Annotated in this window: 22 protein-coding genes and 2 pseudogenes; 3 read left to right on the forward strand and 21 right to left on the reverse strand. The window is 58.9% G+C overall.

The window, feature by feature from the left end:
- Positions 1 to 380, forward strand: a 380-nt coding sequence (locus FS320_RS18785; protein WP_152711663.1) for a transposase, incomplete at its 5' end; no start/stop codon positions are given.
- A 225-nt stretch (positions 381 to 605) separates the two neighbouring features.
- Here the strand turns inward: FS320_RS18785 and FS320_RS18790 are convergent.
- From FS320_RS18790 to FS320_RS18855, 14 genes and pseudogenes are all read right to left on the reverse strand, one after another.
- On the reverse strand, positions 606 to 953 hold the full coding sequence (locus tag FS320_RS18790) for a cupin domain-containing protein (protein WP_152713339.1): 348 nt from the start codon (positions 951 to 953) through the stop codon (positions 606 to 608).
- Positions 954 to 1,217: 264 nt separating this feature from the next.
- Complete coding sequence (locus FS320_RS50230) at positions 1,218 to 1,451, reverse strand: type II toxin-antitoxin system VapC family toxin (RefSeq protein WP_338105405.1); 234 nt, start codon at positions 1,449 to 1,451, stop codon at positions 1,218 to 1,220.
- On the reverse strand, positions 1,438 to 1,713 hold the full coding sequence (locus tag FS320_RS18800; RefSeq protein ID WP_152713356.1) for an AbrB/MazE/SpoVT family DNA-binding domain-containing protein: 276 nt from the start codon (positions 1,711 to 1,713) through the stop codon (positions 1,438 to 1,440). Before FS320_RS18800 ends, FS320_RS50230 begins: the two co-directional genes overlap by 14 nt.
- Positions 1,714 to 2,080: 367 nt before the next feature.
- The gene (locus tag FS320_RS18805) at positions 2,081 to 3,478 is read right to left on the reverse strand and encodes an ATP-binding protein (RefSeq protein ID WP_152713340.1); all 1,398 of its coding nucleotides are present in this window, start codon (positions 3,476 to 3,478) and stop codon (positions 2,081 to 2,083) included.
- A gap of 182 nt (positions 3,479 to 3,660) precedes the next feature.
- Positions 3,661 to 4,044: a hypothetical protein gene (locus tag FS320_RS18810; protein ID WP_152713341.1), complete on the reverse strand. Its 384-nt coding sequence runs from the start codon at positions 4,042 to 4,044 to the stop codon at positions 3,661 to 3,663.
- A gap of 81 nt (positions 4,045 to 4,125) precedes the next feature.
- Positions 4,126 to 5,508 (reverse strand): cytochrome P450, encoded by a 1,383-nt coding sequence (locus tag FS320_RS18815; protein WP_152713342.1) that lies wholly within the window; start codon positions 5,506 to 5,508, stop codon positions 4,126 to 4,128.
- Between the two features lie 1,430 nt (positions 5,509 to 6,938).
- Positions 6,939 to 7,643 carry a FadR/GntR family transcriptional regulator gene (locus tag FS320_RS18820; RefSeq protein ID WP_152713343.1) on the reverse strand — a complete coding sequence of 235 codons (705 nt, stop codon included), beginning with the start codon at positions 7,641 to 7,643 and terminating at the stop codon, positions 6,939 to 6,941.
- An 18-nt stretch (positions 7,644 to 7,661) separates the two neighbouring features.
- Positions 7,662 to 9,218: a xylulokinase gene (locus FS320_RS18825; RefSeq protein WP_152713344.1), complete on the reverse strand. Its 1,557-nt coding sequence runs from the start codon at positions 9,216 to 9,218 to the stop codon at positions 7,662 to 7,664.
- Positions 9,211 to 10,251: a zinc-dependent dehydrogenase gene (locus FS320_RS18830; protein ID WP_152713345.1), complete on the reverse strand. Its 1,041-nt coding sequence runs from the start codon at positions 10,249 to 10,251 to the stop codon at positions 9,211 to 9,213. The genes FS320_RS18825 and FS320_RS18830 overlap by 8 nt, the downstream gene beginning before the upstream one ends.
- A complete protein-coding gene (locus FS320_RS18835) occupies positions 10,248 to 11,072 on the reverse strand; it encodes a class I fructose-bisphosphate aldolase (RefSeq protein WP_152713346.1) in 825 nt (274 codons plus the stop codon). The genes FS320_RS18830 and FS320_RS18835 overlap by 4 nt, the downstream gene beginning before the upstream one ends.
- Before the next feature lie 108 nt (positions 11,073 to 11,180).
- Positions 11,181 to 12,160 (reverse strand): annotated as a pseudogene (locus FS320_RS18840) (D-2-hydroxyacid dehydrogenase).
- Between the two features lie 147 nt (positions 12,161 to 12,307).
- Positions 12,308 to 13,588: a TRAP transporter large permease subunit gene (locus FS320_RS18845; RefSeq protein ID WP_162003090.1), complete on the reverse strand. Its 1,281-nt coding sequence runs from the start codon at positions 13,586 to 13,588 to the stop codon at positions 12,308 to 12,310.
- A complete protein-coding gene (locus tag FS320_RS18850) occupies positions 13,585 to 14,139 on the reverse strand; it encodes a TRAP transporter small permease (protein WP_152713347.1) in 555 nt (184 codons plus the stop codon). Before FS320_RS18850 ends, FS320_RS18845 begins: the two co-directional genes overlap by 4 nt.
- Positions 14,140 to 14,207: 68 nt before the next feature.
- Positions 14,208 to 15,203, reverse strand: coding sequence for a DctP family TRAP transporter solute-binding subunit (locus tag FS320_RS18855; RefSeq protein ID WP_152713348.1), 996 nt, complete (start codon positions 15,201 to 15,203; stop codon positions 14,208 to 14,210).
- Between the two features lie 316 nt (positions 15,204 to 15,519).
- Between FS320_RS18855 and pgi the strand changes: the two genes are divergently transcribed.
- A complete protein-coding gene (pgi, locus tag FS320_RS18860) occupies positions 15,520 to 17,169 on the forward strand; it encodes a glucose-6-phosphate isomerase (protein ID WP_152713349.1) in 1,650 nt (549 codons plus the stop codon).
- 49 nt (positions 17,170 to 17,218) lie between these two features.
- Here the strand turns inward: pgi and FS320_RS18865 are convergent, their stop codons facing one another.
- From FS320_RS18865 to FS320_RS18895, 7 genes are all read right to left on the reverse strand, one after another.
- Entirely contained in the window at positions 17,219 to 18,013 is a 795-nt protein-coding gene (locus FS320_RS18865; RefSeq protein WP_152713350.1) for a putative hydro-lyase, read from the reverse strand.
- 28 nt (positions 18,014 to 18,041) lie between these two features.
- Entirely contained in the window at positions 18,042 to 19,397 is a 1,356-nt protein-coding gene (locus tag FS320_RS18870; RefSeq protein ID WP_152713351.1) for an amidase, read from the reverse strand.
- 40 nt (positions 19,398 to 19,437) lie between these two features.
- Positions 19,438 to 20,121, reverse strand: coding sequence for a DUF2848 domain-containing protein (locus FS320_RS18875; protein WP_152713352.1), 684 nt, complete (start codon positions 20,119 to 20,121; stop codon positions 19,438 to 19,440).
- Between the two features lie 48 nt (positions 20,122 to 20,169).
- Positions 20,170 to 21,453, reverse strand: a complete 1,284-nt coding sequence (locus FS320_RS18880; protein ID WP_152713353.1) for a TRAP transporter large permease — start codon at positions 21,451 to 21,453, stop codon at positions 20,170 to 20,172.
- Between the two features lie 6 nt (positions 21,454 to 21,459).
- Positions 21,460 to 22,071 (reverse strand): TRAP transporter small permease subunit, encoded by a 612-nt coding sequence (locus FS320_RS18885; RefSeq protein WP_152713354.1) that lies wholly within the window; start codon positions 22,069 to 22,071, stop codon positions 21,460 to 21,462.
- A gap of 111 nt (positions 22,072 to 22,182) precedes the next feature.
- On the reverse strand, positions 22,183 to 23,232 hold the full coding sequence (locus FS320_RS18890) for a TRAP transporter substrate-binding protein (protein WP_152713355.1): 1,050 nt from the start codon (positions 23,230 to 23,232) through the stop codon (positions 22,183 to 22,185).
- 234 nt (positions 23,233 to 23,466) lie between these two features.
- Complete coding sequence (locus tag FS320_RS18895) at positions 23,467 to 24,402, reverse strand: LysR family transcriptional regulator (RefSeq protein WP_338105406.1); 936 nt, start codon at positions 24,400 to 24,402, stop codon at positions 23,467 to 23,469.
- Positions 24,403 to 24,671: 269 nt separating this feature from the next.
- Here FS320_RS18895 and FS320_RS18900 point away from each other — a divergent pair.
- Positions 24,672 to 25,166: pseudogene (locus FS320_RS18900) on the forward strand (oxidoreductase); the annotation flags it as partial.
- Between the last annotated feature and the right edge of the window lie 127 nt (positions 25,167 to 25,293).

Here is a 25,293-nt window from a genome sequence, read left to right on the forward strand (position 1 = left end):
ACCTCCATGACCGCGCCGGAGCCGAACTCCTGCTGGAGGGTCTGCAGAATCTGTTTCCGGCCATTGAGTTGATGTGGGCCGACACGGCTTATCGTGGGCTGAAGGACTGGCTCCAGAAGGCCCTGAGCTGGAGATTATCCATCCCGCAGCATTGGTGGAGCGGCGGAACCTGGATGCGGGCTGACGCGGAGCCGCCGACGCGACCGAGTGGCTTCCAGGTGCTCGCACGCAGGTGGGTTGTCGAGCGGACCATCGGTTGGCTCACCACCAACCGGCGGCTCGCCAAGGACTACGAACGCTTGGTCGAGACCGGTGAAATGCTGCTCTATCTCGCCATGAGCCGCATCCTGCTGCGTCGCCTCACGCGAAAGGAAAGATAATTGCTCACCAGCCTCTTAACCACCTTCACGACGCTTTGTAACATAGGCGGTGTCTAACCTCGTGCAGCGAGTTCGGCCGTCTGCCGCGCAGACCTGAAAGCATCGTCACCCTCTTTCAACACGTAGGCCTCTCAATTACAGGGCTTTCGTGAAGATCATTGTGAGGATCGAAAGGATGCGTGATCCAGGTGTTAATGAGTGTGTCGAGCTGCTTTAGGTCTTGAGCTACTCACTGCAGGATAACAAGCCATAGTGAACAGCAAGCCAGATCGTCGGCTCCGTCGCGTCCGTCCATTCAACCCGATGGCGTCCCCCCGCCGGAATCAGCAGGTAATCCCCTCGTTTCAGTTCTCTGGGAGTGGGTTCGCCCTCGAACAGAAGGCCCGCGGATCCAGAGAGCAACAGCACCCACTCGGACCACTCCTGGTCGTACCAGAACCCGGGCGGACTTGCCTGTCCTGTAGAGACGATGCGCTCGATCCTGACACCTTCCGCGGCAACAAGCTCCATGAATTCCTCGTCTGCCGCATCGCGGCGGACGTGTTCCAGAATATTTCCGGCCGCAGTCATCATCGCCGATAAGTCACTCCTTGCTCTAGAGCCGCTTCATTTACGGCTATTCGGATGTTGGTGTGGAGGTCGCCTGAGCCTTCTCTTCTGAAGAAGAGGCCGTACCAGTTGCCTAAGGTGCCCGAACCTTCACATCACTGATCCGGTTTGCTGCCTTCGCAAAGCGCTGGTCAAAGCTGATAAAGGCGGTACATCCCGCCCCTCGCGCCAGATGGAGCGCGTCCGCAAAATCGAGCCCTTTGGTCATCCAGTCGAGAGCCGTCGCGGCTAAGGGGCATCTTCCAGCGTAACCTGAGGCAGACCGGCAAAGGCCGTCAACGCGGTTCCGATCTGAGACGGGGTATAGCCATAGGCACTGTGCAACACCCACTCGGTCGCCAGGAGGACTGTCGTGCAGACGAAGACGTCCTCCCGGTCGATCAGAGCTCTTGCTTTGGGGGATTGCTCAGGGTGATCTCCAGTCAGATACCGGACGATCAAGTTGGTATCAATCACGAGCATGGCGCCGCTTTGCTTCAGTCATGATGCTGGCTTCCATATCCTCGAGGCTCTTGGGTGCGCCTTGATAGGGAAGTGGCCCATAGACATCTTCCGGCCGGGACTCGGCAAACAAGGGAGCAGCCTTCAGCAGCACACCTTCGGGCGTCTCCTCCACGACGAGCCGTGTTCCTGCTTCCCAGCGCCGATGCTGCCTGATGGATTTGGGCAAAATCACTTGGCCTTTTGTAGAGACCACGGTCGTCAGCCGCTCGGATCTTGCCATAGTGAGCCACCGCAAGTGAAGTAAGACAGCAGTAAGATAAGTACTCTGCGACGGTGGCTCAAGTGTATGGCTGAATCTGACCCTCTCCGGAGCAAGGATCGTCTGGCCCACGCTGAAATCCGGATAGCCTCATTTACTTGTTTCATTGACGCGGTTGAATCCACGCCGCTCACCTTCCCATCAAATGTGTTTGGGAGAGCTAAGAGGCGGGGTCGAAGCGGCATTCGGCAGCAAAGACCACCAAATTCGTGACAAGTCACTGGAGATGCGCCGCTTTCGGGGCTGAGAAGATTTTCGACCGGCTTGCTGTGTGGGCGAAAAATCGACCGAGGGCCGCGTTGACCGGCGCCTGATTTGACTGCGGATTTCAAAGGGCGAGCATGGTGTCGGGCGTCAGCAACACAATCCGCCCGTCCGTCTTGGTGCGCTCTTGGACCCCTGTCTTGAAATCGGTGCGCGCGTACAGGACGAAGTAGCGATCTTCTACGCCACGACCGTAGTCGGTTCGTCCAGCACGCTCGATCAGTGTTGCGAGCACATCCACCCCAATCGCTCCGCGGCGCCACTTGCACTCGCCATATACCATTGATCCGTCAAGCAAGCGTCCGGCCACGTCGATGTCGTAGTCGGCACCCCAGATTTGACCGATCTCTTGGGCCGGAGAAGGGAGGGACTCTTGCGCGTGGCGGCGGGCGTATCCTCGGCAGATTTCCTCGAACGCGCCGCCCATATACTCGTCCAGCCGCGGTGCCACCTGGTGTCGCCAGATCTCGGGGCCGAAGCCCTGCATCACACTAGACATGTTCGGTCGAACGAACCGATGCCAAAAGGCAACCAGCGGATCGTCCACGAAGTAACGTGTGTCCCGTGACTTCGGGCTGGCATCGAGGGAGTGCACGGCCCGAACCAGGCGCATGCGCTCGAGCCGCTTCATATAGGGGCTAAGCGAAACGGAATCCTTGATGTCCCTGACACGGCCGCCGATTTCACCGAGTTTGGTGCAGCCGTCTGCAATTGCCGCGAGAATGCTGGCGTAGCGTTGGGTCTCCCGAAGTTCCGATTGAAGCAGGACGTTCGGTTCGTCTACCAACGCTCCGGCATCGGTGAGCAGTAAGTTGGTGACGTTCTCCTCGAGACTTGCGCTCGAATCGCAGAGCCTTAGGTAGAAAGGGATCCCACCGAAGATGGCATAGGTGAGGATACGATCCTCAGCAGGATAATCCGGGAAGAACCCTGCCGCGTCCCGAAGCGGCAACGCCTTGACCTCCAGAGGTAGGGTTTGGCGCCCATAGAGTGGGTTCCTCTCGGCCAACAGGTCCTCCATCTGAGCGATCATCGACCCGCAGAGTACCAAGTTCAGCTTGCCCTCGTTGGCGACGACCGCGTCCCAGAACTTTTGGATGATTGATGGCAACGCCTGGTCGCCCTCGACAAGGTAGGGGAATTCGTCCAGGACGACGATCAATCCGGGCCTGTCCTCGGCCTTGCGCGCGAGATATGTCAGCACCCCCAGCCAATCGCCGAGACCGTCCAACAGGGGGTCGGCGCCAAGCGAGCGGGCGATTTCGGCCTTAAACCCCTCCAGATTCAGACTGGGGGTGACCCGCGTCGCCTGATATAGAACGTGCGGGCGGTCCTTGGCAGCTTCCTTGAGCAGCGCGGACTTCCCAATCCGGCGCCGTCCATAGACCACCACCAAAGAGGGTCTGGCGAGGGACAATTCCTTGCGGAGACGGGTTAGCTCTTGGGCGCGACCCACGAACATTAGTGTAATCCTGATTACGGTAAACCAGATTACACTAACTCGGATTGACAAAGCAAGGGCGGACTCAATCCGCGTCAAGTCTGGTGGCGTTTGCTACCGAATGCCGGGTCGAAGTGCCACGTCATCTGCCGGGTGGGGAAACGAGTAACCGTCTACGCCCACCGTGATCTGACAACATTGACCTATCGATCGGTTTCAAACTCCTCTCCACCTTCTTCACTGCTCTCGAGAGGCTCACTCGTTTCCATGATGAAATTGTAGTTGGCAGCCGAGACGTACAACACGTCGTTCCCGAACAGCGAGAACGTCACCGTTCCGCTGCTGTCGATGTTCACAGCATCCGCCTCGAGCTGGAGAGACTCCCCGGAGACAAAGTTGACGGTCCAGCCTTTAACTTCGACTGCGCCCCGAGATCCCCGCTTAGTCGCGCCTTTCTTGGCTCCCCGTTTCACAGCACCTCTTTCCGCGCTCCTTCCGCGAGTGGCTGCTCGTTTGCCGGTGCCTTTCTTGGAAGCTCCCCCCTCCGTTGTGCGGGCTCGTTTAACTGACTTGGTGGCTCTTGCCATGACTGTCTCCTCTCAACTGGTATCTACTCTTCGACGTAGAGGGTTATCCGACGCCGGAAAGCTCATCATCCCGGCAGAAGCCTATCGGGGCCGTAGGTGGAACAGCGGCGCGTGATCGGGTTGGGTGGTCACTACTGCGATGGGCAAGACCGGTCGACTCGTAACCAGCTCGATCCGGAAGGAGCGGATGAGTTCGGCCAACACCAAGGTAGCTTCCGTGAGGGCGAAGTGTGCACCAATGCACACGCGAGGCCCGACTCCGAAAGGCAGATAGGCAAAGCTATCGACCGCCGGAGCACTCGGCAGAAATCGCTCGGGGATGAATGCATCCGGCTCATGCCAGCGTTTGCGGTGCCGGTGCAGAAGCCAGGGTGAAATGATGGCGAGATCGCCCGGCTTCATCGCAACACCTGCGACCTCGTCCGGCTGGCGTGCCGCCCGGACAATCACATAGGCCGGCGGGTAGAGGCGCATGACCTCATCCAGCGCCGCTCGCGTGTAGGTCAGCTTGCTGAGCGGAGGCTCCGCCCCGCTGTCCGGCAGCATTGCCGCGGCCTCGTGGGCGATCCGCTCCTGAACCTCCGGCAGATGGGCCATCAGGTACACCGACCAGCAGAGTGCCACGGCGGTCGTCTCGTGCCCGGCCAGAATCATCGTCGCGATCTGATCCCGCAGCTGGCTGGGCGAGTACCCCTCCCCGCTCTCCGGATCGCGAGCCGCCATAAGCAGGTCGAGCAGATCGCGCGGACCATTCGCATGGGTTTTGGCCTTGAGCCGCTCGGCCATGATCTGGTCGATCAGCCGGATCCAGCCGCGCCGGAACCAAGCCCGCGCCCAATCGTAGGGCGTGGGAAGGCCGATCGGAACCACAAAGTCTAACAGATGTGGTCGTCCAAGCCTCTGGCCATAGCGCATGATTTGGTCCCGCAGTGCTGAGCCGTGCCGTCCCATCTCGAGGGAGAACATGGTGCGCCCAGCGATCTCGAGGGCGAGACGCTGGATTATGGGAAAGAGATCCACCCGCTTCTTCTCAGCGGCGGCGAGGCTACCGATCATCTCAGCCGTGGCGGACCGGATATGTGGAATGAGGAGCTCCACCGACCGTGGTGTGAAGGCTGGCGCCAGGGTCCGCCGTTGATGGCGCCAGGCAGGTCCCTCGCTGGTGAACAGCCCCTCCCCGAGCCGCGGCTTGAGGATCCGGAGAGTGGCGCGGGTTCGGCCATAACTCTCCGGATGATCGCCCAGAACATGCCGGATGGCTTCGGGAGCATTGAACAGAACCGAGGAGCGGCCGAAGAAGCGGCGGACGACCACCTCCTCCTCATAGGCCCGCTGCGACCAGACCCGAATGTTGTTGGTGCGCATCAGCGACGCGAGCTGACGCCGCGAGAGGTTTTCCGGGGCGGGATCCGGATGCGGCGGGATGAAGGTCCGAATGCTCTCAGGCACGACGGAGGTCTGCATCACCTATGTTTAGCACGTTCGGCCCCTGAAGCAGAGGCGCCGGGCGACCACTAAGGACGGAGGGTACAATCCGCACGAACGCGCAGATTTAAACCTTCGCCTCGTAGGATCGGGAGATGCTGCAGATCGGCCGAAGCGCCAGCGGGAAGGATCAGGCGCCGAGGACCGAGTTCAGGATCAGGGAACGGGTGCAGCAGCTTGGATGCGAAGGCTGATCGTGGATTTCGAGGCTGATCCTTTGAGACCTGCCAAGCTTGCCGAAGAATCGGGATCACCCGAACAGGAATTGCGCGCTCAATTCTTTGGAGCGGTGTTCAGACAAGGGGAATTTTCGGCCATTCGGTGCGAGCCAGTTGGTACCAGCTTGGTACCGGGTCCGATCGGGAACTCAGGAAAATGCCGGAAAAGGCCTTGGGCCTATGGTAGCGGAGAAGGGATTTGAACCCCCGACACAAGGATTATGATTTGACGTCGCACAAGTCTAAACCATTGAATTTCTTACGCCTCTGTCAAACTGCACTAGCTCTACGCTAGATTATGGATCCCTAAACTTACGTTCTTCTCACTACAGCTAAAATTTAATTGCCGCATCGGCTTCAAGTCAGATCAGCCCCCTTCCCTCGGAAATGTCCGAGTTCTGCTCCTGCTGATGTTAAGCACATCTCCCGGGAGGGCTCGCTCTGGACGCTGACCATGCAGTCAAAAAATCAATAAAGACATCATATAACTCATGCGTCCAGGAAAGGAGCATTGGCGCAAATTTAGATCGATATGCCTACAGCGCATAGGTCATGTGTGCTGACCTATCTTCCGCGCAGCAGCATAAGAATTATCTATTCATTACAGGAGGCTTATTGAACGCCTCTTTAGAGGGATAAGAATTATGCTCGTAACAGCAATCCTCCGCCTCGTGATGCGCGTCGTTAATGCAACTGCCTACGCGAACCAGCTCAGGGCCGAACGTGTTCTGAATGCGCATCTCGCACGCGCTGGCAACAAACTCGACTGAGAACGCCCGTAAGCCATAAAGGCAAGATTCTGCAGTCTCTGCGAAGCAACTCACAGCCCTGCCCGTCACGGCGCGTTTCGGCTATCAGCGACAACTAGGCTACATTCCTGTGACCGGGAAAACCGGACACGAAGTCGTTCCAAGCGCGAAGAGCCGCCCCCTCCGCTTCAGCTGCCGTCCCGCACGGTTCTGACAAAGGGCCCTGTGGTGCGACTTCGCCCTCGCAACTGAGGCAGAGAAAATGTGCCTCGTACTGCCCATATAATTCAAGGCAGTTGATCCCTAATTCGGCGCTTCTGCACACTGGGCACGGCTTAGGCTCAGTCATTGTCGTTCCACTCTACCGTTGATACGGACATTGCGGATTAGGGAAGTACTAATCTACACGCATCAGATTGTCGCTCGTGCCTTTCCGAGGCTCTCACTCGCTGATGTTGAGGATCGAAATCTTCGATTCTTCCCGACGCCACAACCAGTAACACTCCTGAATAGCCTCACGAGCGAGCTCCGGCTCGCGATCCCTTAGGGCTTGCACGAGTGCGCGGTACGCTTCGACGTTTCGCTCGAACGCACCGCGGACCATGGAGATGATCCTGACCTTGTTCGCAATCACAGACCGGATGACGGACGAGAGGCCATCGATGACGATGACGATCACAGGGTTGCGGCACGCCCTGGCGAGGCTGGCGTGAAGCTCGAACTGGAGCTCAACCACATCTTCCAAGGAGTCTGATGCAGCAATCTGGTCGATGAGATCCTCGAGCGCCTTAAGATCAGCAGTGCTGGCCTGGATCGCGGCGGCTCCTGCCATCTCTCGACCAATCATTTCCATGGCGTTCTGGATCTGATCAATCGAGATGAACCCGAGCTTCAGAGCAACGCCGAAATAGAACTGCAGGAACCGCGAGTTCGGGAGCGCCAGATAGGTCCCGCTGCCTTGGACGCGCTGGAGCAGCCCGAGCGTCTCCAGAACAGTCAGCCGATCCCGCAGAGTCGGGCGCTGGATGCCGAGTTGATCGGCCAGCTCACGCTCTGTGGGAAGCTTGATCCGTCCGCTGCTGTCGGGCCTCAACTCCATTGCGATGTCGATGACGCGCGCAAGGATATCGTCTTCGCCGTCCGTCATATAAAACCGTAGTTCCTTTTACCCAGTGGCTCGCACCCCAAGCCGGGGCCGTGCCTCCTCATCCGCGTACGGGCCAGAACTACGATCTGCGAGGGCATGCATCAAGCCGCACAGTTGCGGGTAAGCTGCGTCAAAGATCGTGAACATGCGGTCGTAGGTCTCGATCGTCCGTTGGGACCCGGGCCTGATCGCTGTTGCGTTGGCCGAGATCAACGGAAGCTCCCTATCATCACTGCCTGTGAACAACCCTGCCGCTATGGCACCAAGCAGGCCTGCTCCCAGTGCCGCAGCATCAGGCATATCAGACATGATATAGTCGAGCTTCAGGACGTCCGCCTTCATCTGCCCCCAGAACTTGTTCCGCGCTCCGCCGCCCACACTGAGCATGCGCTCCGGGCGCTTGCCCCATTTGGCGGAACCCCGCTCCAGAATCTGCCGAAGGCCGAACGTCGTGCCCTCAAAGACGGCGCGGACCATATCCTGTCGGCTGTGTCGGAGGAGAAGCCCGAGCCAGCTGCCGCTCGCCTCTGCATCCCAAATGGGGCTCCGCTCGCCGGCAAGGTAGGGCAGGAACAAGAGACCGTTGGCTCCCGGAACCGACTCCTGCGCCAGGCGCTCCAGCTCGGCAAGAGTCTTGAGTTCCGGCCAGACCTTGTTGTTGAGCCAGCCGAACGCACCGCCCAGCGTCGACATCGCCCCGTGGGCGAGCCAGCGGCCGGGCACAATATGATGGCGATGCAGGAATGACGGCTCGAAGTCCGGGCGGTCAAGGCAGAAGGTAATGACCCCGGACGTGCCGACGGATTCGAAAACCTCGCCGCTGTCCATCAGGCCAACCGCGAACGAGGCCGCTGCCGTGTCGGCAGCGCCGAGCGCCACGGGGGTGCCGGCGGGAACTTGCGTCAAGGAGGAAGCTTCATCCGTGACCCGACCGATCATATCGGTACAGCCACTGATTTCCGGCAGGATAGCCGCGTCGAGCCTCCACCTGGCTAAGAGGTCGCGGCTCCAGGATGGTTTGGGATCAGCAATGCGCATCAGACCCGAATAAGAGGCTTGGGTCGGCTCGACGCCGTCCTGGCCACTGAGGCGGCGAGCCAGGAAACCGTTGAGCATGGTAACCCGCCGCACTTTTGCCCAAGCGCTCGGTTCATTCTCGCGGATCCATGCCAGGTTGGCTGCCCAGCAGGTAGACGTGCTGGCCCGATTGCCGGTCTGCTGCATATCTGCTTCAGCGTCGGCACCGACCACATTTTCGAGACCCGCCTGGGCCCGGCCATCGAGGTAAAGGATGCCCGGCCGTACTGCCTGCCCCTCCTCGTCGAGAAGGATAGTCGTCGGGCAGGTCGTGGCGAGCCCGATCGAGATGATCGTGGGAACGCGGCCGGCAACCTCCCGAATAGCATCGGCGGTGGCCGCCCAATAGCGATCGAGGTCGATTTCGGCCCAGAGCGGATAAGGTGTGACCACGGGAACCGCCCGGTGTGCCTTCGCAACCAAGCGGCCTTCGCGCGTGAAGGCACAAACCTTGATCCCGCTCGTTCCAGCATCGACCCCGAGGAAGGCTTCAGTCATTGCGGATTGCCACCTTAAGGGCCCGCCCACTCTCTGCCTCCTTCAGCGCCTCGACAGCATCCGCCAATCCGAAGCGATGGGTGACAAGCGAGTTGGCATCGATGAGCCCACCTGCGAGCAGCTTGAGAGCTGTCTCATAATCTTGCCGACGCAGCGCGCTGGCTCCGGTCACGACGATCTCGTTGTAGTGCACGAGATTGACGTCGAATGTCGCCATGTCGCCCGCCGAGAAGCCCGCGAAGAGGTTGACGCGGCCACCCTTGCGCACGAGCTTCAGCGCCTCGTTGGCAAGCGCCGGAACGCCGATGGCCAGGATCGCCACATCCGCGCCGAGTCCGTCAGTCACCCCTCGGATTACCCCTGCCAAATCCTCCTTGGTCGGATCGCAGGCGATGTCGACGCCGCGCTCGAGGGCAGCCTCGCGGCGCATCTGGTTGGGCTCGCTGACGATGACCAGTCGTGCCCCGGCCCGGCGCGCAAGCGCCGCATGCATGAGGCCGATCGGCCCTGCCCCGAGGATGACCACCACGTCACCGAGTTCAACGCCGACATTGCGCAAACCATTGATGCAGCACGCCAGAGGTTCCGCCAGAGCCGCCGCCTCGAACGGCATCCCCTGCGGAATACGGACTGCGTTGCCGGACTCAAGCGCCAACGCCGGCACCTTCAGGTACTCGGCATAGGCCCCATCGAACTCGTATCCGATGGCCTGACGATTCTGGCAGACATTCTCCCGGCCGGTCTTGCAATAGGCGCACTTACGGCAGGGAATGACAGGATTAACTGACACCGGGTCGCCGCAGGAGAACTGCGAGACGCCGGCTCCCACTTCAACCACCTCGCCCGCGAACTCGTGGCCGAGAACGGACGGGAAGCGGACGCCCTTGGTTTTGCGGCCACGCAGGATGCGGATATCTGTCCCGCACACAGTCGCGGCCCTCACCTTTAGGATCAGCTCACCGGGTCCGGCGGATGGGGTTGCGACATCCTGCAAGACGACGTCGTCGGGAGCGCGAAGAACTGCTGCCTTCATTTCTGGAGATCCTTCTCTTCTTCAAGGGCGCGCTCGTAAACTTTGAGAGCTCCTTCGACGCTGGCGTCATCGTGCATCAAAGCGGACAAGGATTTGATAACGGCGGAGGTATGCGGGTGCGACCACACGAAGCGGCCATAGGTAACGCCGCGCATACCGACATCGAGTGCCTGGCGGGTCATCCGCAAATAATCCTCCAGAGTCTCGCCCATCTCGCCACCAGCCAGAGCCACGATGGCCGGGCAAGCATCCACCACCGAGCGGAAGCTCTCGGCTGAACCGGACCACATGGTTTTGATGATGTCGACGCCAAGCTCGGCGCCGGCTCGCACCGCGTAGGCCAACACCTCAGCGTCGTGCTGATCCTTGATCAGCGCGCCCTTCGGATAGATGTGGGCCACGAGCGGCATGCCGGCCGAAGCTGCTTCCTTGGAGATCTTGCTAAGGAATGTCAGCTGCTGGGCTTGGTCGGGGCCACCGACGATGCAGCCCACCGAAATGGCGTCGGCACCAAAGCGCACCGCTTCCTCCACATCCGCAACGGGCGTGTCATACGTCGGATGGTACTGCACCGAATAGGCGCTAGCCTTCAAGATGATCGAGGCCTGGCCGGCATAGGGTGCGAACACCTTCTCGGCGATGCCCTTGTGCATGGTAATACCGTCAGGCTTGCCGGCTACAACCTTGCGCATAACAGAGCGGATATCCACGAGTCCGGGCATCATCCCGCGGGTGATCGGATGGTCAACCGTGATGGCGAGCATGCGGCCAGACTTGGGATTCACGATCCGGTTCAGACGAACTTCTTTCCCGAGAAACATAGAGGCTCCTTAAGGCAGGTCGGATGTTGCCGACGAAATTGGAATTAGATTTGGTTATACCAATTAAGGCCGGCGTACAAGCATAAACATTAATTGGTTGTACCAATTTTACGCGATTAGATTTCTGGGTTTACCGGCCCGAAACAGCTCGATGTTCTCAAACAGCTGGTCCGTGAGCCCCTGGACAGCCTCGCTGCTCGCCCAAGCCACGTGCGGCGTAAGGATGAAGTCGGGCCGGTCCAGCAGGCGCATGAATGGGTGATCCGCAGCTGGCGGCTCCACCGTGACCACATCAAAGGCGGCGCCGGAGATTTGTCCGGCTGTGAGCGCATCCGCCAGGGCAGCCTCGTCCACCAGCCCTCCGCGGGCCGTGTTGATGAGCAGGGGCCGATGCTCCATGAGGGCGAATTCCGGAGCGGCGATCATGTTGCGGGTCGAGGGCATCAGCGGAGAGTGCAGCGTGATGACGTCGCTCTGGCGCAGCACATCCTCGAAAGGGGTGTAGAGCGGACCCATGCCGGTTGAGCCCTTGTAGGCGGAGAACAGCACTCGCATGCCGAAGCCGCGGGCGATGTCGGCGACGGCCTGTCCAAGCACGCCATCGCCGATGATGCCGAGGGTCGAGCCGGCGAGATCTCGGATTGGATAGTCGAAGAAGCAGAACTGACTCGCCTCCTGCCATCGGCCTCGGCGAACAGCATCCGCATAGGCTAGGATGCTGCGCCGCAGGGCGAGGATCAGCGCGAAAGTGTGTTCGGGCACAGTGTTCACCGCATAATTGCGGATGTTGCACACGGAAATGCCGCGCTCCTGGCAGGCCGCGACGTCGACGACGTCGTACCGGTGGCCGCAACAGCGACGAGCTTGAGGTTGCGTGCCTGCGCGATGGCATCGCGTCTTACCGGTGCCTTGTTGGTGATGACGATATCAGCATCAGCAATGCGCGTGCCTACATCGCCCTGAGCGGTCTTGCCATAGGTGATAAGTTCATGGGGGAAGGACAGCGTCCGCAGCTGCGTTTCTGGAGAGAGCGTCTCTCGATCGAGGAACACAATGCGGGCCGGCGCACCGGGCAGGGCTTCAGTCATACGACACCACTTTCTGCGAGTCGGTTGTGGCGATTTATGCGCAGCATGTGAGGTCTGGATCCGCCTCGACAAACCGGCTTCCACCGTCGCCAGGAAATGCAAAGGGCCAGATGTTGATACACCCTGCCCTTTCTTGACTTGTTGCCGTCAATAGAGCCCGAGGAGCCTGATCGGCCCCAGAGTCAAGACTGGAAACAGGACAAGCGCCAGGATCGCGGCGGTCAGGATCCCAACCGGAATCATAGATCCGCGGATAACGTCCTCAATCCGCATTTTCGCCACTTGAGCCACAGCGAACAGACAGACACCAACCGGCGGGGTGACGAGGCCAAGCGTGAGGGTGATCACGGTCACGATCAAGAAGTGCATCGGGTCGATGCCCATTTTCAATGCCGGAGGTAGCAGCACCGGTATCAAGATGAACATGGCCGCAATCGCATCCATGAACATCCCAACCACGATGAGGAACAGGAAGATCAGGAACAGAGCCATGGTCGGGCCGGTGCTGATGCTGCCTAGGAAATTAGCGACCTGGACTGGCAGGCCGTCGAAGGCGAACACCCAGGCAGCGAGCTTCGCGGTCGCGGCAATGAACAGAATCGTCCCAGAGGCCCGGGCCGTCTCGACCAGGATATTCCATATCTCTGCTGGAGGAATTGAGCGATAAACGATGACTGACAGAAACATCGTATAGAGCACCGCGATGGCGGCGGCTTCCGTCGGCGTGAAGAAGCCATTGACGATGCCGCCGAGCAGGATGACCGGTGTCAGCATCGGCAGGATAGCGCGAAGCCCAGTCGTCACGACCAAGCGGAGGTTGAACGGAGTCGGTGGATTATAGCCGTAGTGCACAGCGTAGAAATGGTTGAACACCATGAACACGAAGGCGATAAACAGGCCTGGGATCAGGCCAGCCACCAGCAGCGTGCCGATGGACACGTTTGCGATCGAGCCTGCGATCACGACCAGGATGGATGGCGGGATGATGGAGGATAGCGTCGAGGTGACGAGCGTCATGCCGACCGCGTAACTCTTGGGAAAGCCATGCCGCTCCATAGCTTTGATCTCGATCGCGCCGACAGAAGCGATGTCGGCAACGGACGATCCGGAGATGCCGCCGAAGATCACCGAGGAAACCACGTTTACGTGGCCGAGGCCGCCGGGCATCCAGCCGACCATCGCCTCGGCGAAGTCGAAGATGCGCTCGGCCACACGCCCCCGCTCCATGAAGTGCCCGACCAGGATGAAGAGCGGCACGGCCACAAGCAGGAAGGAGTTCATCGCCGAGAACATGCTCTGCGAGAGGAGATCGATCGGTGTGGACGTGAACATCATGATGGCCGCCACGCTAGCCAGGCCGAGCGCCACTGCCAAAGGGACGCCAAGGGCGGACAGCCCCAGGAAGAGAAGAAGAAGCGCAATGCTCACGGCGTATGTCCTTTCGAAACAAAGACATCAGGCTCGTCGAGGTCAACCTGCGGCGCGCCAACCTCCGGAAGCGCAATCAGGTCGCGCTTCGTCTTCAGCGACTCAACGATGGCCAAGACAGCTAGAATTGCCGAGATGGGCATGATGAGACCGATCACCCACATCGGGATGGCGAGCGTCGCCGCCTCCTCGCTCATCATGATCTGCTGGCGAACGAGGCTAAGGCCAGTCCACCCCATGATGCCGAAGAACAGAACGGATGAGACCACATAAATTGGCACCGCCAATCGCCGGAACAGGCTTGGCGCCGCAGCGATGAACACCACAACCCGGGCACTTTCAACGGTGCGGAAGCCTGCGGCGAGGCCCAGGAAGACCATCCAGACAAAGAGAAAGCGGGTGGCCTCCTCAGACCAGGAGACAGGCTGCCCGATCAAGCGGCTTACAATCTGTACGACCACGACGATCAGGATCCCGGCTGCCGTGGCGCCAGCTGCAAAGTCGGCAGTGAGCTTGACGAAACGGCCGAGCAAAGACGGTTGTTGAGCCATGGGGCTTCACCTCTCAGATGGATCCTGGCCCCAGGATCGCGACCAGGATGCCCTGTAGGACTGCCTTACTACTTGCTGACGGCCGCGATGGTGCGGTCGAAGAAGGTCTGATCCTTCACGAGCTTGGCGAAGGTCGGAAACAGCTCCTTGGCAACGTCCGCGAAAGCCTTCTGTTGCTCAGGAGTCAGGCGGTCGACCTTCATGCCCTTCTCGGTCAGCGCTGCGATCGACTTGCCCTCGTCTGCAGCATCGTTTTCCACCTTCCAAGCCTCGGCCTCAACAGCCGCTTCTTTGATAGACTTCTTCTGGTCTTCAGGGAGCGCGTTGTACTTAGCGGGGTTGATTCCCAGCACCCAACCATCCGCCATATGGTTTGTCATGGTGGCGAAGGATTGCACTTCATAGAACTTAGCCGTGACCGGGATGTTGATCGGGTTTTCCTGGCCATCAATGACCTTCAGCTGCAGGGCATTGTAAACCTCTGCAAACGCCATTGGGGTTGGGGCAGCGCCCATCTTCTTGAAGAACTCGACCCAAAGCGGATTGTTGGGCACGCGAAACTTCATACCGGCCAGATCCTGCGGACCCATGATCGGCTTGCGGGAATTGGTCATCTGGCGGAACGGACGCGGCCACAGGCCGAGGCCTTGAATACCGATCTTGTTAAGGTCAGCGATCAGCTCCTGCCCCAGCGGTCCGGACAGGTATGTGCGGAGCTGGGTCGTATCGGTGAAGAGGTACGGAACTGAAATCGCCGTGAACTTCGGGTTAAAGTTGGCATAGAGCGACGTCGAGAGCAGCAGCATGTCGAGCGAGCCACCTGAAAGCTGCTTCACTGCAGCTGAGGGATCGCCGCCATACAGCTGGCCATTTGGGAACACCTTGATCGTGACCTTGCCGCCTGTCTTCTGCGACACCAGCTCGGCGAACTTGTTGGCCGCCAGAGTGATCTCAGAATTATCCGGATCAGGCGTTGAGAGAGTAAAATTGGTCTGAGCACTCGCTGCAGTCGCAGCAATCATTACAGCGGCTGTGGCCAAGCCACGAATCATCGACTTCAGCATTCTTGTCTCCTCCATGAAAACGTTACTATGTTCTTATTGGTTATACCAAAAAGTTAGCCGAATGCACAGCGAATGGCAAGCGTTGTCTGGATTGGCATAACCAATTATCACTCACGATCATGATCGGGGAAAATGTTCTGACCTCCTCTTGCTAAGCGTGGCAAGACTTGGAGGCGTCGCGGCAAGTCTAGCAGATCTGAGGTAGGAGCTGAAAGCTTAGCTTATAGGAAAGGGCGTAAAGTTGCGCTTGCCCGGTCGTATGTGGAGAGCGAAGCTGGATCACCCGAGCATTTCTCATAGACAGGGCTCTGACGCGATGAAGACGATTACGGACCTCCCGGAGTGGCACGCGCTTCAGGCGCATTCTGATGGCATGCGCAATCTTCATCTGCGCGATCTGTTCGCCCAAGACCCGGAACGTTTCCAGCACTTCTCGCTCCAGATTGAGGATCTTCTGCTCGACTACTCCAAGCACCGGATCACAGCCAAAACCATGACACTTCTGCTCGACTTGGCCAGGGTCGCAGATGTCGAGGGCTGGCGCGACAGGATGTTCGCGGGGGAGAAGATCAACAGCACCGAGAATCGAGCCGTGCTGCACGTCGCGTTGCGCAACCGCGCAGAACGACCAATTCTGGTCGATGGCACTAACGTCATGCCGGAGATCACGGCTGTGCTGGAAAAGATGCGGCTCTTCTCAGAGCGGGTCAGGAGCGGCGCCTGGCGCGGAGCGACGGGCGAGGCCATCTCAGATGTGGTTAATATCGGCATCGGCGGCTCGGACCTTGGCCCTGTCATGGCTTGCGAGGCGCTGAAGCCGTACCAGCGACCGGACCTGAGGCCGCATTTCGTGTCCAATGTCGACGCAGCCCATCTCTCCCACACCCTCGCTCGTCTCGATCCTGCGCGCACGCTGTTCATCGTGGCATCGAAGACCTTCACGACGCAGGAAACGATGACGAACGCTGCCAGCGCTCGGACCTGGCTGACCGATGCCTTAGGCGAGGACGCGGTGGCGAAACACTTCGTCGCCGTCTCGACCAACGCTGCCGAGGTGGCGCGGTTTGGCATCGATACGACGAATATGTTCGAGTTCTGGGACTGGGTTGGCGGACGCTACAGCCTCTGGTCAGCTGTCGGCCTGCCAATCGTGCTGGCCGTCGGGTTTGAGCGCTTCACCGAGCTGCTCGAAGGCGCCCATGAAATGGACGAGCATTTCCGCGGCGCCCCCCTTGAGCAGAACATGCCCGTGATCATGGGCCTACTTGGCGTCTGGTACCGCAATTTCTTGGGCGCCTCGACCCTCGCCCTGCTGCCTTATGACCAGCACCTCGTTCGCTTCGCCGCTTATTTCCAGCAGGGCGACATGGAGAGCAACGGTAAGTCCGTGCGCCGAGACGGCACACGGGTGGACTATGATACGGGCCCGATCATCTGGGGTGAGCCGGGCACAAATGGTCAACACGCATTCTTTCAGCTTCTCCACCAAGGCACGGAGCTGGTACCGGCCGACTTTCTCGCGGCGGCCGAGAGCCAGACACCCTTGGCAGATCATCATGAGAAGCTGCTCGCGAACTTCCTGGCGCAGACTGAGGCCCTCGCGTTTGGCAAGACGGCAGATGAAGTCCGAGCCGAGCTTCGGGAGCGCGGCCAGACGGGTGAGGCCTTGGACGCCCTCGTGCCGCATAGGGTCTTCGATGGAAACCGGCCTACAACCTCGATCCTTTACCACAAGCTGACGCCTCGCCATCTCGGCTCCCTAATTGCTCTCTACGAGCACAAGATCTTCGTTCAGGGCATCATCTGGGGCATCAACAGCTATGATCAGTGGGGCGTCGAACTCGGCAAGGAACTCGCATCAAGGATCCTGCCGGAGCTCCAAAGCCACGAGACAGTGACAGGGCATGACAGCTCGACGAGCGGCCTGATCAACCACATCCAGTATCTTCGCAGGCCTATGCAGTAGGTCCCAATCTGCGAGGCCCGAGCGAGGTTTTTCGATGAGCTCACTTTCTTCAGAGCACTGCAATTGAAGAATTCAGGAGATCGGTCACAAGCATATGTCCCGGCGCGTGAGTGATACAGAATTCAGGCCGGACATTTGCGATGACGGATTGGGGCGTGACTCCGCAAGCCCAGAAGACTGGGATTTCACCCTCGCGGATATCAACCGGGTCGCCGTAGTCCGGATTGTTGATATCGGCGATGCCGATCAGTGAAGGATCGCCTAGGTGCACCGGAGCACCATGAACTGAGGGAAAGCGAGACGTAACCTGCACAGCGCGAATGGCATCGGCTGCCTTCAGTGGACGCATAGATACGACGAGCGGCCCTGAGAAGGGCCCAGTTGCAACGGTTGGAACGTTCGTCCGGTACATTGGGACGTTACAACCCTGCTCAATGTGACGCACCGGCAAACCATCAGCCAGCATGGCCTCTTCGAAGGAAAACGAGCAGCCGATCAGGAAGGCTACTAACTTCTCGTTCCACAGGTCTCGAATGTCGACGGGCTCCGCTACGAGCTCGCCATGCCTCCATACCCGGTACCGAGGCACATCAGTGCGAATATCAATATCCCGCCCCAGTTCAGGCAGTGAAGGATCGCCTGCCTCCGAAACTGCGACAAGCGGGCACGGTTTAGGGTTACGCTGGCAGAAGCGCAGGAAGTCGTGCGCCAATTCCTCCGGCAGGATGGCGAGGTTGGCCTGAACATGCCCTGGAGCGAGGTTCGCGGTTGGGCCAGTCAGGATACCAGCGCGCGCGTCCAAGCGGGCTTGGTAGGCGGCACCAACGTCGATCGTTACAGACATCCTTTAGTCCTTCTGCCAGCGTGTGTTTTTACGCCTGCTGTTGTGAGCACAGGGCTTCGACTGCCATGCCGATGGCAAGAATTCTGCGATCGGCACCCGCAGGCCCAGCGATCATCAGCCCCACAGGAGCTTCGCCCGGTGCGTGGCACGGCACAGACAATGCAGCTCCATCAAGGAAGTTGATCAGCGTGGGATTACGCAGGATCAAGCCATTGGCAGCGTAGTAGACCTCGTCGCTCGCAGCGAGTTCTGCAATGGCGGGTGCGACAACTGGGACAGTCGGGAGAACCAGCGCATCGTAGCCTTCAATGCGTGCCTCCACGCCTGCTCTCCAGGCTTTACGGGCGGCGAGCAGGTCGAGGTAGTCGGCGGCGGATATATCTTTACCCCGCAGAATACGCGAGCCGACGCGCGGATCATAGCGGTCCCCTGCACGGCTGATCAGGTCCCGGTGCCAAGCCCACGCTTCGGCTGCGGTGAAGCCGCCTTTGGCGTTGATCGCGGCAAGGCCAACGAACTCCGGCACGGCGATCTCGTCAATCTGCGCACCGGCAGCCGAAAGACTTGAGAGTGCCGCTTCAAAAGCACTCGCAACGTCCTTGTCCATTCCGTCGAGCGCCAGAGTCGTAGGCACAGCAAACCGGAGTTTGCCGATCTCGGCTGGCTGTGGAAGCGGCTCTTCGTCACCAGCCATGATCGCATCGAGGACAGCACAACACGCCACAGAGGGAGCAATGGCGCCAATGGAGTCGAGGCTGAATGAGAGTGGCAAAGCGCCGGTCAGCGGCACCCGCTCAGCAGTCGGCTTAAATCCTACCAGACCACAGAGCGCAGCAGGTATGCGAACTGACCCACCCGTGTCCGACCCGATCCCCGCAACCGCCATTCCGTCAGTTACCGAGACCGCTGCACCTGACGAAGAGCCGCCTGGAATACGCCCGGTTTTGCGATCCCAAGGATTGCGCGGAACATCGTAGTGCGGATTGAGGCCAAGACCTGAGTAAGCGAACTCAGTCATGTTGGTACGACCGACAATCACCGCGCCCGCAGCGCGCAGTCGTTTGACGACGACAGCGTCCTCCGAAGCCGCCGGTTCACCTGCACGAGCGAGAGATCCGCCCATAGTGACCTCGCCGGCGACATCGAACAGGTCTTTGATTGACACCGTCAATCCGTCGATGGGCGAGCGGACCAGACCGGCACTCCGTAGGATGTCGGAGGCCTGTGCGGCAGCACGAGCCTCGTTGGGATAAAGCTTGGTGAAAACACGTGGGCCCTCCCCACTTGGATCGGAGGCGCGACTCAGCACCTCCTCCGTAAGAGCCAAGGACGTTGTGCGGCCCTCTGAAAGCGCCAACTGCTGTTCATTCACTGTCGAAATCATGTCTTATCAACCGTCGTGGTAGGTTGCATCGGATCCGGGATCAGGCAACCTCCGGCAAAATCTCGATGTAATAGCTGTGGCTCAACGTACGCCCGCTCCGTAGGTCGAACAGTTCCATCGTGAATGAGGCCGCAGGCCGGATGCCACCCTTTGCCCCAACCGTTCCGCAGATCATGCCTGTCCCCTCAGGGAGTTCGGCCTGTCCGGCGAACCCGGAGATCAACTCAGACGGCGGTCGGAGAGAGGCGAGCGTGCCCTCTTGATAGAGAACCCGTTCGCCGTCCTCCTGAATGTACGATCGGATGACAAGTTCATCCCAATATTCTGCAACGTCGGCGAAGAGCCATGCCTCGGCAGCGACAGGCTTTGCGCAGACCTGTTTCGATAGAGCGACACTGTGCGTCTCAAGCTTACGGTCGGTGTGGTCGGATGCGATGCTAACGTAGAGCTCACCGCCGGCCCGAAACACGAAGGTCTCCACCTCCCCCGATGACTGATCGCCCACAACCTGAATGCGCGAGGCCTGGGTCAGCTGATTTTCCGCAACACGATAGTAAAGTGGAACGGAACTCGGCCGTGGCACACCGATAGCGAAGAGTTCCTCAATGTGATGCTCGATGGCATGCTGATCGCGCCCAGCCCACCCGGCAACGACGAGCGAAGAGATTTCAACGTCGATTGTGCGTGAACCTGAGAGGGCCTCTGCCTTGAAGGAAAGTTTCATTGTAGGAATCCATTTTAGAGTTGAACGAGGCCAGTTGATCCTAAGCCCTTAGCTGAAGACGCTTGGGAGCCAGAGTGCGAGGCCTGGGAAGAACGCCAGAAGTGCTAGCAGAATGAACATTGCTAAGACGAAGGGCAGCGAACCAGTGATGACTGCACTCATCGACCCGCTCTTGCGAAGGCTTTGCACAACGAAGAGGTTAAGCCCTACAGGTGGCGTGATCAGAGCCGCTTCGACGAGAACGATGATAATGATGCCGAGCCAGATTGGGTCGTAACCGAGTGCGATCATGATCGGCGCAACGATCGGGATCGTGGTGATCATCATGGAGAGCGTCTCCATGAAGCAGCCGAGTACCAGATAGAAGAGGATGATGATCAGCAGCATCCATCCGGGCGAGAATCCGAGGCCTGTGATTGATCCGGTAATCGCGTCCGTCAGGCCCGTGGCCGACATGATGAAATTCAGGAAAGCCGCGCCGATCACGATCAGCATGATCATCGCGGTTGCCTTCATTGTGCCTTCGATAGATTCGCGCAGCATCGTCCAGGTTAGCCGGCGGAACCATGCTGCGAGGATAAAGGCGCCTGTCACGCCGAGAGCAGCAGCTTCTGTCGGAGTGGCAAGACCGGCATAGATCGAGCCTACAACGAGAAAGAAAATTCCAAGAGGTGGTGCAAGATGGATCAGGCTCTTGAAACGCTCGCCCCAAGTGGCATGAATTTTGTGGCCGCCCCAAGATGGCTTCGCGATACAGGCGACCACAATCACCAGCATGAAGAGGCCAGCCAGCATAAAACCAGGAATGATCCCCGCGAGGTAGAGCCTAGGAACGGAAGAGTTGGTGAGAACGCCGTAGATCACGAGATTGATCGACGGCGGAATGAGGATTCCGAGCGTACCGCCTGCTGCGAGACTGCCGAGGAAGAGCGGCTCATTGTAGCCATACCGCTTGATCTGCGGAATCGCGACGGTGCCAACCGTGGCTGCAGTAGCAACGCTCGATCCAGATGTTGCCGAAAACAAGGTTGAGGCGCCGATATTCGCATGCATGAGGCCGCCGGGCAGCCATGAGAGCCAGAGGCTCATGGAACTGTACATTCGCTCAGCAAATCCGGCCCGCAGCAGAATCTCTCCCAACAGGATGAAGAGAGGCACCGCTACCAACAAGAATTCATTGTTCGTGCTCCATGCCAACTCGCCAACGGCGCGTGTTAGGGGCAGCATGGAGTACAGTGGGTCTAGAACTAGCCCGAGCACGCCGAGCGCGGCACCGACAGGAATGCTCAGCCCGATCAGAACGAGGAGAAGGATTAGTGCAGTGGCAACCATATCGCCTTACCCCTTAACCATGCGCTCGCCCGCGGCGGCTTCTTCTTCGGCTTCTTCTTGAGTCGAGCGGACACCTGCGACGGCTTTAACGTCGTCAAATCTACCCGTGACGAGCGCAACAGACGACCGCACCAGCATGAGAGCCAGAACCAGGCACATCCAGATCAGACCCAATAGCCAGAGACCCTGCGGAATATAGAGAGGGGTTGCAAGGGGGGTATTAGCAGCGGAGTTCTGAGTCCAAGAGGTGGCGGCAACGTCATAGGCATAATAGGTGAGCATCACCATGAAAACGCCAAGTGCCACGACGGAGAGCCAATCCAGCACGGCCGACAGCCGAACAGGCAGATACTGATAAAGCACGTCGACGCGCACATTCGCCCGTTGGAGGGTCGCAAAGGCGAATGCCCATGAAGTGCTGATCGCGAAAGCATAGCTCGACAGCTCATCGGCGCCGCCGGTCGTGAAGCCAAAGAATTTACGGGCGAGAACGTCAAAGGTGATCAGCAGCACGCTGCCAATCGTGAGCGCACCGCCGAACCAGACGGCCCAGCGTGACAAATGCTCAGCTGCGCGGCTCAAGCCGCCCAAAAAGGAAGGGTGTATGGTCGGCGCCATGAAAATACCTGTGTCGGCGCATGAGCGCACCGCATTGGATCAGAGGATGTTCGGCCAAAAGGCACGAAACGACGCGTCGGTCTCGCAACTGGTCCGACGCGCCGCATTAGACTATTTGGAGGCTGTGACGTTCAGCGTCTTACCAATCGTGTCGTTGAAGCTCTTCACACAGTCAGCCGAGCAGCGCGCTGCCCATTTCGGCAGTATCGATTCCTGAAGAACCTTCTTCAGAAGTTCACGATCAGCAGCGCTCGGTTCGACCAGCTTCATTTTTCCCTTAACAGGCAGCGTACAAGTTGCAGCGCCCGTGTTGCAGTCATACCCCTGCTTGGTCTGCTCGTCGGCGGCCTTCCAAATATCGTCCATCAAGGTCTTGATGTTGGTTTGGAGGAACTGTTGAACCTTTGGATCGAGCTTGTCCCAAATCGCCTGATTGACCGCGTGGATCTGCTGATTCCAGTTGATCGGGAGCGCGTAGAGGTGGGTCGAGACTTCGTACCACTTGGCAGAATAGCCAGACAGTGAGCCAGTAATGGCGCAATCAACGACCTTGTTCTGCAGGGCAGGAACCACCTCGCCGAATGCCATCGTTACGCTCGCGCCACCGAAGGCTTCGACGAACTCGGCTTGGGTGCGGCTGCTGGTGCGAACCTTCTTGCCCTTCAAATCAGCAAGGCTATTCACCTCAGCATTGCAGAACAAAACCTGCGCTGGATAGGTAGAAATACCCAGAAGCTTTACCTTCGAGCCTTCACCGTAGAACTTGCCGTAAACGGGCTCAAAAGCCTCCGTGACCTTGCGGGCAGTCTGCACGTCTGGTGCGAGACCGGCCAGATCGATCGCCTCGTTGATTGGATTGTCGCTGGCGAAGTAAGAAAGCGTCGCTGTACCGAATGGGATAACACCCTGTGACATCAGGCGGAGAATCTCAGGCCCCTTAAGACCCATCTCATTGAAGCCTTTGATTTCCGCTGTGACCTGGCCATTCGAACGCTCGGGAATTGTCTTTGTCCAGAACGGCTTCTCGAAGTCATTGTAAGCAGTAAGATTGCTGAGACCTCCAACGACCTGGAGTTTGGTCTTTGGCAAATCCTGAGCCAGAGCTGCACCAGACAAGCTCAGCAGGGCTGCGGCTCCGAAAGCATAAGCGATTCTTTTCATGATGTGTCATCCTCTGGTTCAATCTTGAGGCTGAGCGAAGACACATTCAGGTCGGATCAAAGCGCCTCTGTCCGTTTTCCGGCTCCTAGGATCTCTCAGGCGATCACCAAAAGACCTACGGCGTCAAAGGGCGCTTTAAATACGCTACCTAGCTGTCGTTCCTCAGCCTGGTCACATTGCATCCTAGGAACCTTTAGCTTGTCTATTCGTATGTTTTAATGGGGGATATAAAAACTATTTATATCCCCTGGGCGCTCTGCCCTTAGTTCGAAGAGCAACATCCTGGGCGACCTCGGCAAGTGAACGCATCGGGCGACTGTCGAAACCATCGATCCAACTCGCGGTAAAACTGAGATCTGGAAGCGGATCACTCTCCACATCAAGGATCTGCAGTTCGCCAGAAGCAAGCTCCCGGTCAAGGAACACCGGCGTGATTACAGCGGTTCCAATACCGTCCAAAGCCATGCGCACAATCATCGACACCGAAGCGCTACCGTACATTCGGGGCGTCTTTACTCCCGCGCGCATGGGCATATCACGCACCACTTGGTAGGGACTGCTGTTGGATGGGTGAGTGATGATGGGCCGGCTCGCAATATGTTCTAGCGTAACAAGAGACCCCGCTAGTTGCAGTTTTGGACTAGCAACCCACGAGAGCGAATAAGTGCACAGTGGAAGGTTCTCTACCCGCTCCTCAAGAACAGGACCCATCAGGAACGCAATGTCGATCTGCCGCGACATCAGGTGAGAGCGAAGCACATGCGTACTGTCGACCTCAATCTCCAAGACAAGGGCCGGATAGGCGCTGTGCACTTCCTCGATAAAGGTAGACAACCAAGTCTGCACGATCGTTTCTGCGACACCAATTCGAATTGTGCCGCTCATTACGTTCTGATCTTGGGCCGCTTTCAGCATATCGCGCCGCGCCTGCATCATGCGCTCAGCGTGCGAGAGCATTTCCTGCCCCTTAGCCGTAAGTGTCACGCCTCGCACGTCACGCTCGAACAAGCGCACGCCAAGCGCGGCCTCCAGCGAAGCGATACGCTGTGACACAGCAGGTTGCGTTGTCCCGAGCTTCTCAGACGCCGCCCTCAGGCTACCGAGTGCAGCAGCCCAAAAGAACGTTTCAATGTTTCTAAAGTCGATCATCAGGGTTGGTTCGGCAGTCACAGGCAGCTTGTTTTACGGTCACCATACTCGGAGTGACTGCGGTTCGCGATGCACTCTGTACCGCGTCCTGTAAGGCACCACACGAGCTTTGTTCTCAATTGGGCAAAACAGTTTATATGGCTCAAGAGCAGAGTCCTGTCGGCCTACCACACTGCTTCCGCTCTTGCGGATCGAGATGGGCGACTGCATCCCCTTTTGAACACACCACAATGCCTGTCCCATTCCAGCCATTCCGACACATTCGCCATCACCGCCCAAAGGAGTGAATTGTGAGCCGCCTTTTCGAGCCCATACAGATCGGCAATCTTCACCTGGACAACAGAATCGCTATCGCCCCTATGTGCCAGTACTCCGCAGAAGGAGGCCTCCCCAACGACTGGCACTTGATCCACCTCGGGCAACTTGCCCTATCGGGTGCAGGTCTGCTGATCCTTGAAGCCACAGCCGTCTCGCCACAGGGCAGGATTTCGCCGTACGATCTCGGTCTCTATTCCGATGAAACAGAGGAGGCTTTTGCCCGACTGCTGAAGGGAGTCAGGCTGCCCTCCGCCATTCCACTCGCTCTTCAGCTTGCCCATGCGGGCCGAAAGGCCTCAAGCCGAGCCCCATGGGAGGGCGGCGCCCAAATCCGTCCCGACGAGCCCCTGGGCTGGGAGACAGAGGCTCCTTCGGCCATACCACATGCCGAGGGCGAGAGTGTACCTACCGCTCTCGACAGAGATGGGCTCAAGCGCGTCCGTGATGATTTCGTGAATGCCGCACGCGACCTATGCTGGATTTTGGGTGATGGGGCCGATCAGGCGACGTTGTGTGTTGGCGTCGTTGCGATCTCGGTGCCGTCCTGGAATCTGACACCCGCGATTACTTTCGGCAACTGGTTTTCGCCCATCA

It is taken from the genome of Microvirga tunisiensis, from assembly GCF_009296175.1.
In the GTDB taxonomy this organism is placed as follows: Bacteria; Pseudomonadota; Alphaproteobacteria; order Rhizobiales; family Beijerinckiaceae; genus Microvirga; species Microvirga tunisiensis.